This is a genomic window from Streptomyces sp. NPDC051133 (genome assembly GCF_040682635.1).
In the GTDB taxonomy this organism is placed as follows: Bacteria; Actinomycetota; Actinomycetes; order Streptomycetales; family Streptomycetaceae; genus Streptomyces.
Genome location: NZ_JBFBBK010000089.1, coordinates 1 through 17,184, shown reverse-complemented (window position 1 = coordinate 17,184; position 17,184 = coordinate 1). Strand labels below are relative to the sequence as shown.

16 protein-coding genes and 1 tRNA gene are annotated in these 17,184 nt (G+C 71.5%); 11 read left to right on the top strand and 6 right to left on the bottom strand.

Translation table 11 applies throughout. From position 1 onward, the window contains the following. Nucleotides 1-151 precede the first annotated feature (151 nt). Complete coding sequence (locus AB0N17_RS43265; RefSeq protein WP_366017192.1) at nt 152-889, top strand: Tellurium resistance; 738 nt, start codon at nt 152-154, stop codon at nt 887-889. A gap of 25 nt (nt 890-914) precedes the next feature. Here AB0N17_RS43265 and AB0N17_RS43260 read toward each other — a convergent pair whose 3' ends face one another. Further along, complete coding sequence (locus tag AB0N17_RS43260; RefSeq protein ID WP_366017189.1) at nt 915-1,694, bottom strand: TerD family protein; 780 nt, start codon at nt 1,692-1,694, stop codon at nt 915-917. 206 nt (nt 1,695-1,900) lie between these two features. On the opposite strand from AB0N17_RS43260, the gene AB0N17_RS43255 reads away from it, so the two are divergent. The 3 genes from AB0N17_RS43255 to AB0N17_RS43245 are packed head-to-tail and all read left to right on the top strand — an operon-like array spanning nt 1,901 to nt 6,365. Continuing rightward, on the top strand, nt 1,901-3,067 hold the full coding sequence (locus tag AB0N17_RS43255; protein ID WP_366017188.1) for an HpcH/HpaI aldolase/citrate lyase family protein: 1,167 nt from the start codon (nt 1,901-1,903) through the stop codon (nt 3,065-3,067). Between the two features lie 44 nt (nt 3,068-3,111). Then, nucleotides 3,112-5,553 (top strand): phosphoribosyltransferase, encoded by a 2,442-nt coding sequence (locus tag AB0N17_RS43250; RefSeq protein ID WP_366017187.1) that lies wholly within the window; start codon nt 3,112-3,114, stop codon nt 5,551-5,553. Then, nucleotides 5,553-6,365: an HAD family hydrolase gene (locus AB0N17_RS43245; protein WP_366017186.1), complete on the top strand. Its 813-nt coding sequence runs from the start codon at nt 5,553-5,555 to the stop codon at nt 6,363-6,365. The genes AB0N17_RS43250 and AB0N17_RS43245 overlap by 1 nt, the downstream gene beginning before the upstream one ends. A gap of 8 nt (nt 6,366-6,373) precedes the next feature. On the opposite strand, the gene AB0N17_RS43240 is transcribed toward AB0N17_RS43245, so the two are convergent. After that, nucleotides 6,374-6,592, bottom strand: a complete 219-nt coding sequence (locus AB0N17_RS43240; protein ID WP_366017185.1) for a zinc ribbon domain-containing protein — start codon at nt 6,590-6,592, stop codon at nt 6,374-6,376. A gap of 294 nt (nt 6,593-6,886) precedes the next feature. Here AB0N17_RS43240 and AB0N17_RS43235 point away from each other — a divergent pair, with 294 nt between their 5' ends. The 3 genes from AB0N17_RS43235 to AB0N17_RS43225 all read left to right on the top strand — a co-directional run bounded on the left by AB0N17_RS43235 (nt 6,887) and on the right by AB0N17_RS43225 (nt 11,613). Beyond that, complete coding sequence (locus tag AB0N17_RS43235) at nt 6,887-8,977, top strand: transglycosylase domain-containing protein (protein WP_366017191.1); 2,091 nt, start codon at nt 6,887-6,889, stop codon at nt 8,975-8,977. 50 nt (nt 8,978-9,027) lie between these two features. Continuing rightward, on the top strand, nt 9,028-10,323 hold the full coding sequence (locus AB0N17_RS43230; RefSeq protein WP_366017184.1) for a hypothetical protein: 1,296 nt from the start codon (nt 9,028-9,030) through the stop codon (nt 10,321-10,323). A gap of 174 nt (nt 10,324-10,497) precedes the next feature. Further along, nucleotides 10,498-11,613 (top strand): amidase domain-containing protein, encoded by a 1,116-nt coding sequence (locus AB0N17_RS43225; RefSeq protein WP_366017190.1) that lies wholly within the window; start codon nt 10,498-10,500, stop codon nt 11,611-11,613. Between the two features lie 49 nt (nt 11,614-11,662). Here AB0N17_RS43225 and AB0N17_RS43220 read toward each other — a convergent pair whose 3' ends face one another. Continuing rightward, complete coding sequence (locus AB0N17_RS43220) at nt 11,663-12,265, bottom strand: DUF4383 domain-containing protein (protein WP_366017183.1); 603 nt, start codon at nt 12,263-12,265, stop codon at nt 11,663-11,665. A 119-nt stretch (nt 12,266-12,384) separates the two neighbouring features. Continuing rightward, nucleotides 12,385-13,785, bottom strand: coding sequence for a hypothetical protein (locus AB0N17_RS43215; RefSeq protein WP_366017182.1), 1,401 nt, complete (start codon nt 13,783-13,785; stop codon nt 12,385-12,387). 183 nt (nt 13,786-13,968) lie between these two features. Between AB0N17_RS43215 and AB0N17_RS43210 the strand changes: the two genes are divergently transcribed. Continuing rightward, nucleotides 13,969-14,040: transfer RNA gene (locus tag AB0N17_RS43210), tRNA-Val, on the top strand. A gap of 62 nt (nt 14,041-14,102) precedes the next feature. Here AB0N17_RS43210 and AB0N17_RS43205 read toward each other — a convergent pair. Both AB0N17_RS43205 and AB0N17_RS43200 read right to left on the bottom strand, forming a co-directional pair. Further along, entirely contained in the window at nt 14,103-14,447 is a 345-nt protein-coding gene (locus tag AB0N17_RS43205; protein WP_366017181.1) for a hypothetical protein, read from the bottom strand. A gap of 89 nt (nt 14,448-14,536) precedes the next feature. Next, nucleotides 14,537-15,466, bottom strand: a complete 930-nt coding sequence (locus AB0N17_RS43200) for a 2-dehydropantoate 2-reductase (protein WP_366017180.1) — start codon at nt 15,464-15,466, stop codon at nt 14,537-14,539. A 105-nt stretch (nt 15,467-15,571) separates the two neighbouring features. Here AB0N17_RS43200 and AB0N17_RS43195 point away from each other — a divergent pair, with 105 nt between their 5' ends. From AB0N17_RS43195 to AB0N17_RS43185, 3 genes are all read left to right on the top strand, one after another. Then, nucleotides 15,572-15,805: a DUF2277 domain-containing protein gene (locus tag AB0N17_RS43195; protein WP_366017179.1), complete on the top strand. Its 234-nt coding sequence runs from the start codon at nt 15,572-15,574 to the stop codon at nt 15,803-15,805. Nucleotides 15,806-15,942: 137 nt separating this feature from the next. Then, nucleotides 15,943-16,398, top strand: a complete 456-nt coding sequence (locus AB0N17_RS43190; RefSeq protein ID WP_366017178.1) for a DoxX family protein — start codon at nt 15,943-15,945, stop codon at nt 16,396-16,398. 157 nt (nt 16,399-16,555) lie between these two features. Beyond that, nucleotides 16,556-17,184: VTT domain-containing protein (locus AB0N17_RS43185; protein ID WP_366017177.1), on the top strand; the 629-nt coding region annotated here is incomplete at its 3' end.

Below are 17,184 nucleotides of genomic sequence, written 5' to 3'. Positions count from 1 at the left end.
GGAGCTTGGCGACTCCTGGTGCAACCAGGACGTTTTGGTCACCGGCAATCTCACGGTGCCGGACCTCACCGCCGAGCAGATCGCCCCGAAGCCGACGTGGTCGGCCGCCCCGACGGCGTGTGGACGGGCTAGTGCGTACCTGGGGGCGGGAATGGGTTTCTTCGACGGGCTGCGGGGCGGACGTGCCGCCGACTTCGACTCCGGCAGCGCCTCGAGCAACGCGATCGAACTGACCAGGCGGCACCAGCAGGTGTCGCTGACCAAGCAGGACGCGGCCACCGGCCACCTGCGCGTCAACCTCACCTGGCGGATGCGCACCTCCGACTTCGACGGCAACCAGCGCACCAGCCTCTTCCGGCACCCCTTCAAGGCCCTGAAGCCGCCGGAGGTCCTCGGACACGGCCAGAGCATGGTCAACGTCGACCTCGACCTCGGCTGCCTGTACGAGCTGAGCGACGGCACCAAGGGCGTCGTCCAGCCCCTCGGCGGCTACCTGGGCGACGTGAACGCACCGCCGTACATCAAGCTCAGCGGCGACGACCGCTTCGGCTCCGCCTCGGGCGAGACGATGTACGTCAACCTCGACCACCGGGACGCGATCAAGCGCCTGCTGGTCTTCGTGTACATCTACGACCAGACACCGGCCTTCGACCGCACCCACGCGATCGTCACCCTCTACCCGAGCAACGGCCCCCGGATCGAGATAGGCCTCGACGAACGGCACCCCCAGGCCCGCTCCTGCGCGGTCGTGATGATCGAGAACGTGAAGGGCGAACTGGTCGTCCGCCGCGAGGTGAAGTTCGTCTACGGCTTCCAGGGCGAACTGGACCGGCTGTACGGGTGGGGGCTGCAGTGGGGGCGGGGCTACAAGGCGAAGGCGGAGCGGTGAGTCGCCCCGCGCGTCGCCCCGCCGCTCACCGTCCGATGAACTGAGGCCCCTGCGGCGGCAGCCGGAAGCCCGGGTCCGCAGCCGCCGGCACCGGCTGCGGATAGCCGTACGCGGGCTGCTGCGAGGAGGTCTGCTGCGGATAGCCGTACCCCGGCTGCGGATAGCCGTACGCGGGCTGCTGCGGCACCGCCGACGTGGGCTGCTCGGGCGGCAGCGGCTGCGCCGGGCCCGGCTCCGGCAGGAAGGGCCCCTCCTCCGCCTCCGACTCGTCCACCGAGATGCCGAAGTCGGTGGCGAGCCCCTTCAGTCCGTTCGAGTAGCCCTCGCCCAGCGCGCGGAACTTCCAGCCCTCCCCGCGCCGGTAGAGCTCACCGCAGATCATCGCCGTCTCGGCGCCCGTCTCCGGCTTGATGTCGAACCGGGCCAGCGGCTCCGCCTCGGCGGCCGCCGCGTCGTACAGCACGATGCCGAGCCCCGGCACCCGGTCGAAGGAGACGCCGTCCGCGGAGGCGACCAGCAGGATCCGTCCGACCTCCGCCTCGACCCCGGAGAGGTCCGACTGGATCGTGTCGGTCAGCCCCTCGGCGATGCGCTTCTTGCCCAGCCGCCACACCTTCCCCGACGGGTGCCGGGGCTGGTTGTAGAAGACGAAGTCCTCGTCGGAGCGCACACGGCCGTCCGGACCCAGCAGCAGCGCCGAGGCGTCCACGTCCGGAACCCCCTGCCCGGGCGTCCAGCGCAGCACGGCGCGCACCGTGGTGGCCTCCAGCGGGACGTTCGATCCCTTCAGCATCGCGTGCGTCATGCGGTCATCCTGCCTTCTCGGTCCTGGCCACGACAATGCGGGGGTCGTGGTGCCGACGCCGCCGACACGGGCGAGTTACCGGAAATTCATGCCCGCAGGGAACCCCGGACATGGATCCCTACGTACTATTACCGGCCACCCTTGACCGATCCATCACCGAACTCAGCACCGAGCCACCGACTCGGCTCGCACCCTGAGGGAGTCCTATGCGTCATTTCGGGCACATCGCCCCCGAGGTGCGGCAGCGCCTCTTCCACCGGGAGCCGTGCGCGTTCACCGCCGACTCCCCGGCCCGGCTGCTCGCCGCGGCCCTGGGCGCCACGCTCTACAGCCCGGCCACCCGGCCGCGGCTCGCCGACGACATCGTCAAGCAGGCGGGCGGCGGCGTGGTCTCGATGGTGCTGTGCCTGGAGGACTCCATCGGCGACGGGGAGGTCGAGGCGGGCGAGGAGAACCTCGTCCGGCAGTTCGCCGACCTCGCCTCCCGGCCGGGGGTGGAGCCGCCCCTGCTCTTCATCCGGGTCCGCGCCCCCGAGCAGATACCCGACCTCGTACGACGCCTCGGCCCCTCCGTGCGGCTGCTGTCCGGCTTCGTCCTGCCCAAGTTCACCGAGGAACGCGGCATCCCCTTCCTGGAGGCCCTGACGGTCGCCGAGGCCGCGAGCGGGCGCCGGCTGTTCGCCATGCCCGTCCTGGAGTCCCCGGAGCTGCTCTACCGCGAGTCCCGCGTGGACACGCTGGAGGGCATCTTCCGCGCGGTCGACAAGTACCGCGAGCGCGTGCTCGCCCTCCGCCTCGGCGTCACCGACTTCTGCTCCTCCTACGGCCTGCGCCGCGCCCCCGACATGACCGCCTACGACGTCCAGGTCGTCGCCTCCGTCATCGCCGACGTCGTGAACATGCTGGGCCGCGCCGACGGCACCGGATTCACCGTGACCGGGCCCGTCTGGGAGTACTTCCGGGTCTCCGAGCGCATGTTCAAGCCACAATTGCGGCAGAGCCCCTTCCTCGAGGTGCAGGCCGTCGAGCTGCGCGAGAAGCTCATCGAACACGCCATGGACGGACTGCTGCGGGAGATCTCACTCGACCAGGCCAACGGTCTGCTCGGCAAGACCTGCATCCATCCCTCCCACGTCCTGCCCGTGCACGCGCTGTCCGTGGTCAGCCACGAGGAGTACAGCGACGCCCAGGACATCCTGCGGCCCGAAAGAGGCGGCGGGGGTGTACTCCGGTCGGCCTACACGAACAAGATGAACGAAGTGAAGCCGCACCGCGCCTGGGCCGAGCGGACGCTGCTGCGCGCCGAGGCCTTCGGCGTCGCCCACGAGGACGTCGGCTTCGTGGAGCTGCTCGCCGCCGGGATACCCGGCTGAACGCGGTGATCCTTCCGAACACCGCCATATCGTCCAAGGAACGCATGAACAACGCAGTGAACGACGGGGTCTGGTCCGGCAGCTGGGTCGCCGAGCGGCTCGGGGTCGAGCTCGTGGGCGACGACAGCCTGCCGGCCCTTGTGGGGCTCGCTCTGCGCCGCAACCCCAAGCGGGCCCATCTGCTGGTGTCGAACGTGCTGGGCAAGCACGTCCCGCAGTCGCCGGCGGTGGTCTACGAACACGGTCACCGCCTGGGCCGGGAAGTCGCCGCGCTGCTCGGCGCCGAGGCCGGTGCCGCCGTCGTCCTGGGCTACGCGGAGACCGCGACCGGGCTGGGCCACGCCGTCGCCGACGGGCTCGGCACGGCGCCGTACCTGCACTCCACGCGGCGGCCGGTGGCCGGGGTCGCCCCGGCGGGCGGCTTCGAGGAGTCGCACTCCCATGCCACGTCGCACCTGCTGCTGCCGGAAGATCCCGGGCTGCTGGCCGGGGACGGCCCGCTGGTGCTGGTCGACGACGAGTTCTCCACCGGCAACACGGTGCTGAACACCATCCGTGACCTGCACGAGCGGTATCCGCGGCGGCGGTACGTGGTGGTGGCCCTGGTCGACATGCGCTCGGCCGAGGACGTGGACCGGCTGGAGCGGTTCGGCGGTGAGATCGGGGCCCGGGTGGATCTGGTCGCCGCCGCGTCGGGGGCCGTACGGCTGCCGGAGGGGGTGCTGGAGAAGGGGCAGGAGCTGGTGGCCCGGCACGAGTCCGCCGGGACCCGGCCCCGCACCCCCGGAGGGACGCCGCGGCCCGGCCGCGTCGATCTCCACTGGCCCGAGCGCCTCCCCGACGGCGGCCGGCACGGGTTCACCCCCGCCCACCGCGCCCGCCTCGAAGCCGCGCTGCCCGCCATGGCGGCCCGCGTCCGCGACGCCCTGCCCGCCGGCGCCCGGCGCGTCCTCGTCCTCGGCTTCGAGGAGCTGATGTACGCCCCGCTGCGTCTCGCCCGCGAGCTGGAGCGGGGCGTCGACGCCGAGGTGCGGTTCTCCACCACCACCCGCTCACCCGTCCTCGCGGTCGACGACCCCGGCTACGCCATCCGCAGCCGCCTGGTCTTCCCGGCCCACGACGACCCGGCCGACGGCCCCGGCGAGCGGTACGCCTACAACGTGGCGGGCGCCGGTTTCGACGCCGTCGTCGCCGTGGTCGACTCCGTCGCCGACACCCCCGCCCTGCACGCGCCCGACGGTCTGCTGGCCCGCCTCGCGGCGCACGTCCCGCACGTCCTCCTCGCGGTCGTCCCCTCGTACGTCCCGCACGTTCCCGAAAGGCCGGCCATGCTGCCCGAGCCCCTCCGCGGCCCCGCATTCTCCAGTTACGCGCCCGAGGAGGTCGGCTGGCTGCTGCAGGACCTCTCCGACGTCACCCTGGAGGCGCCGACCGAGGAGCGGGAGGAGGCCATCCAGAGCGGCGGCGCCCACTACGCCGAGTCGCTGCCCGTGGAGTACCAGCCCAGCGAGCAGTACCAGGAGCTGTTCCACACGGCCCTCGACGCCTCGGCCGCGCGGATCGCCCGGGCCGTCGGCGTGGTGACGGAGACGGTGATCAGCGAGCGGTCGCCGCGCCCGGTCCTCGTCTCCCTGGCCCGCGCCGGCACTCCCGTCGGTGTCCTGATGCGCCGCTGGGCGCAGTTCCGGCACGGGCTCGACCTCCCGCACTACGCCGTGTCGATCGTGCGCGGCCGGGGCATCGACGCCAACGCGCTGCGCTGGCTCGCCGCCCACCACGACCCCCGGGACGTCGTCTTCGTCGACGGCTGGACCGGCAAGGGCGCCATCACCCGCGAACTCGCCCAGGCCGTCGAGGAGTTCGAGGCCGAGCAGGGCGTCACCGGCTTCGACCCGGAGATCGCCGTCCTCGCCGACCCGGGCTCCTGCGTGCGCACCTACGGCACCCGCGAGGACTTCCTCATCCCCTCCGCGTGCCTCAACTCGACCGTCTCGGGCCTGATATCCCGTACGGTCCTGCGCGCCGACCTGGTCGGCCCGGACGACTTCCACGGCGCGAAGTTCTACCGCGAACTCGCCGGCGCCGACGTCTCCGTCGCCTTCCTCGACGCCGTCTGCGCCCGCTTCCCGGAGGTCGCCGACACCGTCGACACCGCCGTCAAGGAGCTGCTCGCCGAGGACCGCACCCCGACCTGGGCGGGCTGGCGGGCCGTGGAGCGGATCAGCGAGGAGTACGGCATCCACGACGTGAACCTCGTCAAGCCCGGCGTAGGCGAGACCACCCGGGTGCTGCTGCGCCGTGTGCCCTGGAAGATCCTCGCCCGGGCCGGGGCGGGCGCCGACCTCGACCACGTCCGGCTGCTCGCCGAGCAGCGTGGGGTACCGGTCGAGGAGGTCGGCGAGCTGCCGTACACCTGCGTGGGGCTGATCCACCCCCGGTACACCCGCGGTGCCACGGGCGCCGACGGCAAGGCGGTGAACGTCTGATGCCGGTGCTGGTGGCGAGCGACCTCGACCGCACGCTGATCTACTCCTCGGCGGCCCTCGCGCTGACCATGCCCGACGCGCGGGCGCCCCGGCTGCTCTGCGTCGAGGTCCACGAGAGCAGACCGCTGTCCTACATGACCGAGACCGCGGCCCAGCTGCTGACCGACCTCGGCGACACGGCCGTGTTCGTGCCGACCACGACCCGGACCCGCAAGCAGTACCAGCGCATCAACCTGCCGGGCCCGCCCCCGGCGTACGCCATCTGCGCCAACGGCGGCCACCTGCTGGTCGACGGGGTCACCGACGCCGACTGGCACCGGAGCGTGCTGGCGCGGCTCGCCGACGAGTGCGCACCGCTGGACGAGATCCGCGAGCATCTGCTGCGGGCGGCCGACCCGGTGTGGGTCCGCAAGCACCGGGTCGCCGAGGACCTCTTCGCCTACCTGGTCGTCGAGCGCGAGCTGCTGCCCGAGGAGTGGGTGAAGGAGCTGGCGGTCTGGGCGGAGAACCGGGGCTGGACGGTCTCGCTGCAGGGCCGCAAGATCTACGCCGTGCCGAAGCCGCTCACCAAGAGCGCCGCGGTCCGCGAGGTGGCCCGGCGCACCGGCGCGGAGCTGACCCTGGCGGCCGGTGACTCCCTGCTCGACGCCGACCTGCTCCTGGCCGCCGACCGCGGCTGGCGCCCCGGACACGGGGAGCTGGCCGACACGGACTGGACGGCCCCGGCCATCACGGCGCTGCCGGAGCGGGGCGTGCTGGCCGGGGAGCGGATCGTACGGGAGTTCCTCAAGGCGGTACGGCAGCCGGCCTGAGGGGGCGCCTAACCGCAGCAGCCGCCGCCGCAGCAGCCCCCGCCCCCGCCCGCCGCGGGCGCCGGGGCCGACGCGGCGGCGCTTCCCCCCACCGCCACGGTCGACAGCAGCTTCACGGTGTCGTCGTGCCCGGCGGGGCAGGCGGCGGGCGCGGCGGACTCGGCCATGGGACGGCTCAGTTCGAACGTGTCGCCGCAGGTGCGGCAGCGGTACTCGTAGCGAGGCATGGCGCCAGGTTATCCACCCCGCCTGCGAAACCGGCACCTCAATGTTTCATGAGTGTTGCATTACGCCGGTACGTATGTGCGGGGGATTCGAAAACATCGCTGATAATTTGTGAACGCCGCTGCGAGGATGCTCTGTCGCCCGCGCGAGCAAGACCGAGTGCGGAGGGAGACGCAGTCGTGACCGATGCGTCGCAGGGGGAGGGCCGCCCCCGAGGGGGTGGTCGCGGCGAGAAGCCGTTCGACACGGACGAGACGCTGCATCTGAAGGTGGCTGCCGTCCGGGCGGACGAGACGATGCAACTACGGGTGCCCCCGCCGCCCGTGCCCCCCGCCACCGGCGGCCGTTCCGAGCGCCGGCGCAACGCGCGCCCCTCCGCGTGGGAGCGGACCGTCACGACCGTGAGCCGGCTGCTCGCGCCGCTGGCCCCCTACGCCCGCCGGCTCGCCCCCTACGCGCGCCGGCTGAGGCCCCTCTACCCGCGCCCCGGCCGGGACGGCTGGCGCCGCTGGATACCCTCCTGGCGCCAGTGGATCGGCGCCGTCCTGTCCAGCTTCGGACTGCTCAGTGCCTTCCTGGTCACCGCGTACGCGCTCACCGACATACCGAGCAACCTGAACACGTACGCCACGCAGCAGGACAACGTCTACTTCTGGTCGGACGGCACCCCGATGGCCCGTACGGGCTGGGTGCAGCGGCAGGCGATGCCGCTGAAGGACATACCCGAGGACGTCCGCTGGGCGGTGCTGGCGGCGGAGAACGAGAGCTTCTACACGGACCCGGGCATATCCGTCAAAGGCCTCACGCGGGCGCTGTACCGCACGGTGGGCAAGGGGGACACCGAAGGCGGTTCCACCATCACCCAACAATACGTCAAAAACGTCTATCTCAATCAGAACCAGACCATCAGCCGCAAATTCACCGAGGCGATGATCTCCCTCAAGCTCGACAACAAGATGAGCAAGGACCAGATCCTCGAGGGCTATCTCAACACCAGCTGGTTCGGCCGCGGCAGCTACGGCATCCAGCGCGCCGCCCAGGCCTACTACGGCAAGGACGTCAGCAAGCTCAACGCCTCCCAGGCGGCGATGCTCGCCGGCCTGCTCAAGGGCGCCGGACTGTACGACCCCACGCTCGGCAAGGCCAACCACCAGCGGGCCGAGGAGCGCTGGAAGTGGATCCTCGACCGCATGGTCAAGATCCACCGGCTGTCCCCGCAGGAGCGCGCCACGTACACGACCTTCCCCGAGCCGCTGAAGAGCAACCCGCTGTACAACACCGGCGCCCAGAGCGACTACCTGGTGGAACTGGCGTCGAGCTACGCCAAGAAGTCCGCGCACCTGACCGACAAGCAGTTCGACCTCGGCGGCTACCAGATCTACACGACCTTCGACCGCAAGCGGGAGCAGGCGCTCACCGACGCCGTCACCAAGGCCCGCAAGCAGGCCCGGCAGAAGGATCCGGACATGGCGAAGAACGGGCACTACGGCGCCGCCTCGGTGGCCACCGACGGCCGGATCCTCGCGGTCTACGGCGGCCCCGACCACCGTACCCAGGGCTACAACGAGTCCAACTCGGCCACCGTCCCGGCCGGCAGCGCGTTCCTGCCGTTCGTCTACGCCGCAGGGCTCGAACACGGCGTCCACAAGACCCGCGGCGGACCCGCCACCCCCGTCACCCCCGAGACGCCCTACAACGGCGACGACGGCGTGCCGGTCACCACCCCCGAGGGCCCCTACTGGGACCGCAGCGGCAAGAAGGTCGCCGCCCACAACGACGGCGGCAAGTCCTACGGGCGGATCACCCTGCGCCAGGCCCTCGCCCGGTCGGTCAACACCCCCTTCATGCAGCTCGGCATGGACACCGGCCTGGAGAACGTGCGCCAGACCGCCGAGGCCTCCGGACTGCTGTCCGACAGCATGGGCCCCCAGGTGCCCGCCCTGGCGCTCGGCACCTCCACCCCCAGCGCCATCCGCATGGCGAGCGGATACGCCACCTTCGCCGCCGGCGGCACGCACACGGAGCCGTACTCCGTGCGCCGGGTCACCCGCAACGGCGCGCCGGTCGCCTTCGACACCCCGCACTCCCGGCGTGCGGTCGGCGCCCAGGTGGCCCAGGAGGTCGACGAGGCGCTCACCGACTCCTTCCGCACCGCCCACCCGGCCACGGCCGCCACCAGACCGGCGGTGGCCGGGAAGGCCGGTACCGCGGACAAGGACACCGCCGCCTGGTACGCCGGCACGGCCGACTCCGTGTCGACGGCCGTCGTCGTCTACCGCATGGACCTGGCGAAGTCCCTGCAGCCGCTGCCCCTGCACGGACTGGCGGGCACCTCGGCGGACGACGTCCCGTACACCCTCTGGTCGGCCGCCATGGGTCTCGGCTGACACCGGACCCCACAGACTTCCCCTCGCCCCTTTCGGAGAATGAGCCGCGCATGTCTCGCAAGAAGCCACCGACGGGCCGGCGTCGCGCCCCCGGCCGTCGTCTGCCTCCCGCCGCCACCCGCCCGCAGGTCCTGACGCTCGCCGCCCTCCTCGTCGTGGCCTCCCTGGTGGCCGGCTTCCTGGCGCTGACCCGCCCCGACCACACCGAGCCGACCGCCTCCGCCGACAAGAAGGCCAAGGCGTCCGCCCCCAAGCCCGGCCCCACGGCCAAGTGGGACGGCAAGACCCACATCCTCGGCGACGGCTCCACCTCCTACACCGGCCCGCAGCAGGGGCAGTTGAAGCCCGTGCCGCTCAAGCCGGGCGAGAAGCCGCCCCAGTTCGTCGTCTTCTCCTGGGACGGCGCCCTGGAGGGCGACGACCACCTCTTCTCGCACTACCGGGAGATGGCCAAGCAGTACGACGCCCACATGACCTTCTTCCTCACCGGCATCTACCTGCTGCCCAAGAGCAAGAAGTCGCTCTACCACGGCCCGATGCACGGACCCGGCGACGCCGCCATCGACTACGCCACCGACGAGCACATCCGCACCACCCTGGAGCAGCTCCGCCTGGCCTACCAGCAGGGCAACGAGATCGGCACCCACTTCAACGGCCACTTCTGCGGCAAGAAGGGCGGCGGCGACTGGTCCGTCGCCCAGTGGAAGAGCGAGATCGACCAGTTCTTCCAGTTCGTGGAGAACTGGAAGACCAACACCGGTGACAAGGACATCCCCGCGCTGCCCTTCGACTTCAAGAAGGAGGTCACCGGCGGCCGCGCCCCCTGCCTGGAGGGCCAGCCCAACCTGCTGAAGGCCATCAAGAGCTACGGCTGGCGCTACGACGCCAGCTCCCCGGGCGACTTCCAGATATGGCCCACGAAGAAGAACGGCATCTGGGACTTCCCGCTGGAGATGCTCCCGTACGAGAACGGCAAGTTCCAGGGCCTGTCCATGGACTTCAACTTCCTCTACAACCAGTCCAACGGCGAGACGAACGGCGACCCGTCGAAGTACGCCCAGTGGCAGCAGATGACCGTCGACTCCTACATGGCCGGCTTCAACCGCGTCTACTACGGCAGCCGCGCCCCGCTGTTCGTCGGCAACCACTTCGAGGACTGGAACGGCGATATCTACATGAAGGCCATCGACCAGGTCATCCCGCAGATCTGCACCAAAAAGGGCGTCAAGTGCGTGTCCTTCAAGGAGCTGTCGGACTGGATGGACGTACAAAAGCCGCAGACCCTCGCAGCGCTGCGCAGCCTCGACCCCGCCCAGTCGCCGGACTGGTCCCAGGTCGTCAAGTGACCGACGGTAGGCGCCCGTTCCACTTGTGCAACCCCCTTCACATCCACCCCGCGAAGCGTGCAAAGATGCTCCGTCCCGGTAGGTGTACCGGTGAAAAGGGGAACGTCATTGAAATCGAGAAAACTGAGCCGTAAGCGGCGCCGCGCGACCATAGTGGGGGCTGCGGCCGTCTCGCTGGTGGCCGGCGTGGCCCTCGCCTCCAACTGGAGCGCGGGAGCCGCGGTCACCAACGACCCGACGGTGGACGCGGCCACGAAGGCGACCTTCCAGAAGCTGGCCGACGCGGTCTTCACCGACCGCACCGAGGCACTGGTCGACGGGGCCGGCGGCGCCCGGACGCAGCACGCGTCCGGCTTCTCCGGGTCCGTCCGCATGTCCGGCGGCCAGAACCGGGCGCAGAGCTCCGCCGTGGGCGAACTGCGCGAGCGCCGGACCCGCCTCGCCAAGCTCGGCGAGAAGTACAGCGCGGGCAGCACCAAGGTCACGCTCGACGCCACCGAGGTCCACGGCCGGCACGCCAAGGTCGCCGTCACCGAGACCACCTCGCTGAACTACGAGAAGCCCGCGGCGGGCAGCCCGAAGACCACGGGATTCCAGGCCCACCACGAGCTGACCTTCGACGCCGACCACAACGGGAACTGGCAGCTGACCGGCATCCACGACACGGACGACGGCTACCTCGCCGTCAACCAGGTCGCCACGCCGTCCGTCGCCAAGGCGAAGACCACCGCCGCCGACGACGGCCCGCCCAACGCCCCGCGCGCGGCCACCAGCTACCCCGCCGCGGCCAGCCCGAAGAACCTCACCACCGGCGCCTACGACTACAAGGCCATGGTGGCGTACGCGACCAAGTACTGGAGCCACTACAACCCGGACTACCCCGACTACAACGGGGAGGCCGACGGCGGTGACTGCACCAACTTCGTCAGCCAGTCCCTGAAGGCGGGCGGCTGGAAGCACGTCCCCGGCTACACGACCGACTTCCACAAGTGGTTCGGCAACGCCGACATCCAGTCCGACTCGTTCGTCGGGGTCAACGAGTTCTCCTGGTTCGCCCTGTCCTCCAAGCGCGTCACGCCGCTCGCCAACGTCTACCAGGCGGACCTCGGCGACGTGATCCAGATGGACTTCAACCGGGACGGGTCCAAGGACCACTCGATGATCGTTACCAACCGCGACCGCTACGGCGTGCCCTACGTGACGTACCACTCCACCAACACCTACAACAGGTCGGTGGCCAGCCTCGTCGCGTCGTACCCGCGGGCGTACTTCTACGCCTACCGCACCTGATCCCGGCGATCCGCCCGGGCGCCTGCGCCCGGGCGGACCGCAGGCCGGCTCACTCCTTCCCGCGCCTCTTGTCCGCCCCCGGCAGCGGCATGCTCACCGGCGTGGTCCCCGACGCGTGGTCGGGCGACGGGAGCTCAGCGCTGCCTCCGGGATGCCGGGTCCGCCAGTACGGATTGTCGTGCGGCAGGGCCGAACCGACCCGGCCGTACATGCCGAAGGTCATCAGCAGCAGACCCACGACGAAGCTGAAGAGCACGTTCTGCATCTTGAAGGCCAGGAAGTTCTGCGGGGTGTCCAGCAGACCGAGGAACAGAAAGCCGTTCAGCAGGAACAGCACCCCGAGAACCATGTTCAGGGTCGACGCGAAGTTCCCGCCGATCACCATGCCCACCAGCAGCAGCGCGCCGATGCAGATCGACAGCACGCTGAGCGTGCCGTTCGTGTTCAGCCCCGCGGCCGAGTTCCCGCCGGTGTCGAAGAAGCCGATGTGGTTGATCAGGCCGAGGATGCCGAAGGCGATCAGGAACCCACCGATCAGACCCGCACCGATCCGGTAGACCTGGTTGAGCCGGTGATCGACGGGCAGGTGGTCGTCCAACCGCGTCCGCCGCCGATCCTCGGCCTTCCTCTCGTGCACTGCGTGTGTGGCCATGTCCGCCTCCCTCGGGCGCTAGCGGAGGCCATCCGTCCACATCAATATCCGCCTGCCCGCACCCACCCGGCAACACACACGGCACCCAGCACCCGGCACCCGCCCGAAGAACGCGCAGCTCAGTGCCCGCCCTCACGCTCCTCGCGGATCTCCGTCACCACCCGAGCGGCCGAGCGGCGTACCGCGTCCGTCTCCGTCAGGAAGTGCCAGAAGTCCGGGTGCCGCCCCTCCAGCGCGCCCACCGCCCGCTCCAGCCGCGCCACCGCCTCGTCCAACGGCCGCGCATGCCGCGGATCGGGCGCCGTACGCCCCGTCATCGCCAGCCGCTGCGCGTCCCGGATCGCGAACCGCGTCCGCTCCACCTCACGCTGCGGGTCCTTCTGCACCTCGTTCAGCCGCCGCAGCCGCTCCCCGGCGGCCGACACGGCCTCGTCGGTGGCGTTCAGCAGCGCCCGCACCGTCGACAGCAGCGCGGTGGCCTCCGGCCAGCGCTGGGCCTCCCGGGCGGCCTGCGCCTCACCCAGCTTCAGCTCGGCCTGCCGGACGTTCTCCACGGCCTGCTCCGGCACCCGCTGCAGATCCTGCCAGCAGGCCGCCGAGAACCGCCGCCGCAACTCGCTCAGCACCGGCTCCACCTGCCCGGCCCGCGTCGTCAGCGCCTGCGCACGGGTCCGCAGGGAGACCAGCCGGTGATCGATCTCCGCCGCCCGCTCCGGCAGCCGCTCCGCCTCGGCCCGGATCGCCGCGGCCTCCCGCTGCACCCGCTCCGCCCGCTCCAGCGTCTGCTCCACCCCGTGCTGCCCCGCACCCTGATTGAGCCGGGTCAGCTCGGGCGACAGAGCGGCCAGCCGCCCGGCGAGATCATCGGCCCTGAGCCCCGTCCCCCGAACCGCGTCCAACGCGTTGCTCGCCGCCAGCAGCGCCTGCCGCGCCCGCTCCACCGCGGGCGCCAGCCGGGCCAACTGCGTCTCCGCCTTGCCCAGCAGCGGCCCCAGCGAGCTGCCGAAACGGTCCAGCTCCTGCTTGACCCGCGCCAGCTCGTCCTTGGCGGCGGTCAGCTCCGCACGCGCCCGCGAGGCCACGGCGGCCTCCAGATCGTCCCGGTCCAGATCATGGGCGTCCACGGCCTGGATGTACCGCTGACTGACCTCGTCGATCCGGCGCCCCAGCGCCTCGAAGTCGGACACCACACGCCGGGCGGCGGGGGAGTCGTCCACCGCCGTGATCGTCTCGATGGAGATCCGCATGTCCCGCTGCGCCGTGTCCAGCTCGTAGAACGCGGCGGCCGCCGCGTCCTTGGCGGCCTGCGCCTCGGCCCGCTGACTCTCCGCCCGCCCCCCGAACCAGCGCCGGGTGCCCCCGCCGGCGAACGCGCCGGACAGCGCGACCGCGGCCAGCACCGGCAGACTCATGAGGGTGAGCGTGTCCCGCAGGCCCGAGGAGACCGCGCGCCCGCGCCGGGCCCCTGCGGTCGACGGCGGGTACGGCTGCGAAGGTGGCGTGCCCGGTGTCGCCGTCACATCCCTCTCCCGTGCTGTGGATCGCCCTGGGTGGAGTCATTCTCCCACCCGTTGAGGACGAACACACGAGCCGGTCAGTTCGCTCTGCGCACCGTGACTTTCCCGCACGGTGCAAGGGTTTGCGGTGCACCGGGGCGGGCAAGGTACGCTGTCGACTCGACCTGGGCGTGGCCCGGGCGTTTTGGGTGCGTAGCTCAGGGGTAGAGCGCCTGCCTTACAAGCAGGATGTCGGCGGTTCGAAACCGTCCGCGCCCACCGGCCGGCCCCTCGGAGATGTCTCCGGGGGGCCGTTTTCGATCGGTGGGTGCGGGGGCCGGTCACTCCTCTTCTTCCGCCGGCTCCTCGTGGGCGTGCTTCAGCTTCGTGCGGGCCTCCACGCGGTCCGGCGCCGCGACCTCGGCCCAGAAGCGGTGGGTGCTGACGAAGACCGCGAGCTCGTGCTCGCGGCGGCGCAGCTTCTCCACCTCGGCCTGCTCGTCCGCCGTCCAGCCGGGGGAGGCGGGCCGCTCCACCTTGCGCCAGCCGGTGTCGTCGCTGAAGCCGTCCATCGGCTCGACGGACCAGGGCAGCCGTTTGAGCAGGGCCGACAGCTCGGCCCGGACCTGATGCAGCTCCTCCTGGCCGGCGAGGAGGTCACTGGGGAATCCATAGGTCGTAGCCACGCGGCAATGCTACGCCTGTTCGATTTTGAGTGGCGAGTTCGGGCGTGGGGTTCAGTCGAATGTGTGTATCGAGCGCGTGTTCGGCCGGCTCAGTGGCCGGACGCGTGCAGTTCCCCCACCAGGCGGGCCGTCACCGGGGCCGGTACGCCGTGCCGCTCGGCCGCGCGCAGCAACGCTCCGCCGATGGCGTCGAGTTCGAGCGGCCGGCCCGCCTCGGCGTCGCGCTGCATGGACGATTTCGCGCCGGGCGGGAAGGCGTCGTAGCGGGCGAGGGCCTGTGCCGGGTCGGCGGGGGCGCCGCAGGCCCGGCTGACCGCGGCGGTCTCGGCGACCAGTGCCTGGAGTTCCTCGCGGTGGCGGGTGCGGGCCTCGCCGAGCGGAAGGCCGTACCGGGTGGTGAGCAGGGCGAACGGGGCGAGGAACGCCATCTTGGCCCAGAGCGCCGTCGTCTCGTCCTCGACCGCGCGGGCCGTCGTGCCCGCCTCCGCGAGGGTGCCGGCCAGGGTGTCGAGGCGGGCGCGCGGTACGCCGTCGCCCGCGAGGTCGATCTCGGTGAACGGGCTGCCGTGTTCGATCACGCCGGGGGAGATCCGCGTGGACTCGACGCGGATCACGGCCGGGGCGACGCGGTCGGGGCGGTAGCGGGCGCGGAGGGCCGCGGGGTGTTCGACGCCGTTCAGGAGGGGGACGAGGAGGGCGTCGCCGGCCGCCGCGGGCGGGATGCGGTCGAGCGCGGTGCCGAGCGCGGTGTGCTTGACGGCGATCAGGCAGGCGTCCACCGGTTCGCGCAGCTCGGTGTCCGCCTCCACGGGGGCGGTGAACTCGCCGTACTGTGCGCTGCGGACCGTGATCCCGGTGCGGCGCAGGGTCTCGGCCGTGCCCTCCCGGGCGAGGCAGATGGCGCGGTGGCCGGAGCGGGAGAGGAGGGCGGCGAGGAGGCCGCCCGTGCCGCCCGGGCCCAGGATGGCCACGGTCTGTACGGCCACGGTCTGTACGGCCACGGTCTGTTCGGTCGCCATGAGGCTGTCCTTTCGACGGTCGGCCCCGGGAGTCGGTGGCCGCCTTCCACGTGATCATCCCAGAGGCGTGCGGTCCGCGTGCGATTTCCGCGTGAGACTGGGGACATGTGCCGGAGTATCAAGACTTTGCGTCCGCCCGTGCTGCCCGGTGAGGCCACGGACGAGGACATTCGCGCCGCCGCGCTGCAGTACGTGCGGAAGGTTTCGGGCTTCCGGGCCCCCGCCGCCCACAATCGCGAGGCCTTCGAGCGTGCCGTGGAGGCCGTGACGCAGGTGACGGCGGAGCTGCTCGGGAGCCTGGAGGTGCGGGGGAGGCCGGTGCGGGACCGCTCGGTGTGAACCATGGCCAAATGTTGAACTTGCAAGCACAGATTAGGTCCACCTAACCTGATCCTCCATTCGGTACCGCCGCCCCCACGGCCGGCCACCCCTTGTCCCCGGCCGGTCCGACCGACACCGAAGAGGAAAGGTCCCCCATGTCCGCTCGTCTCAACGCCGCTCAGCCCTACGCCCTCGGGCTCTTCCGCATCGTCGTAGGCCTGCTCTTCGCCGTGCACGGCGCCGCCTCCCTGTTCGGCGTCCTCGGCGGCGCCGCGGGCACCCACGGCGGCACGCTCCCGTCCGGTACCTGGCCGGGCTGGTACGCGGCCGTGATCCAGCTCGTCGCCGGCGGCCTGGTGCTGCTCGGCCTCGGCACCCGTGGGGCCGCGCTGGTCGCCTCGGGTTCGATGGCGTTCGCCTACTTCGACGTCCACCAGCAGGTCGCCCTGTGGCCCATCCAGAACGGCGGCGAGCTGTCGGTCCTGTTCTGCTGGGCCTTCCTGCTGCTGGTCTTCACCGGCTCCGGCGCCTTCGGCCTGGACCGGCTGCTCGGCCGGGGCGCGGCGGCGGACGGCAGGCCCGCGGCCGAGCAGGCCCCGATAGCCGCCTGACGCATCCCTGCGCGGTACGGCGCCCGTCCCCGGTCGAGTGGGGGCGGGCGCCGTGGTGTCCGGGGGCCGCCCGGGCGTCACCGGCCCCGGAGATCCCGTTGTCAGACCCCCGGCGTACGCTGTATGGCTGTCAAACGGGGGAGCAACGGGAGTCGTCGTGTTCGAAAGTGTGGGGTCGCTGGCGGCCGGACCATGGATCTATGCCGTGGTGGCCCTCTCGGTGCTGCTCGACGTGTTCGTGCCGGTGCTGCCCAGCGGGGTGCTCGTCATCACGGCCGGTACGGCCGCGGCGGCGGGGTCGGGTGCGGCGGCCGGGCGGGTGCCGCACGACGTGCCGTCCATCCTGGCCATCGTGCTGTCCGCGGCGACGGCCTCGGTCCTCGGTGATCTCGTCGCCTACCGGCTGGCCTGGCGGGGCGGGGAGCGGCTGGACCGGGCGATAGCCCGCTCCCGGCGGCTGACCACCGCGCAGGAACGTCTCGGCGAGGCTCTGGCCCGGGGCGGCGGTGCGCTGGTCGTCCTGGCCCGCTTCGCTCCGGCCGGCCGTTCGGTCGTCTCCTTCTGCGCGGGCGCCGCCCACCGTCGCGCCCGTGACTTCCTGCCCTGGTCCGCTCTGGCCGGGCTGTCCTGGGCCGGCTACAGCGTGGCCCTCGGCTACTTCGGCGCCCAGTGGCTCGGCGCGACGTGGCTGCCCCGACTGGATGGGGCGGCTGCCCGACTCCACGGGTCTGGGACGGATGTCGATCCCGGGGACCCACGACACCATGGCCGTCCACGGTGGACTCG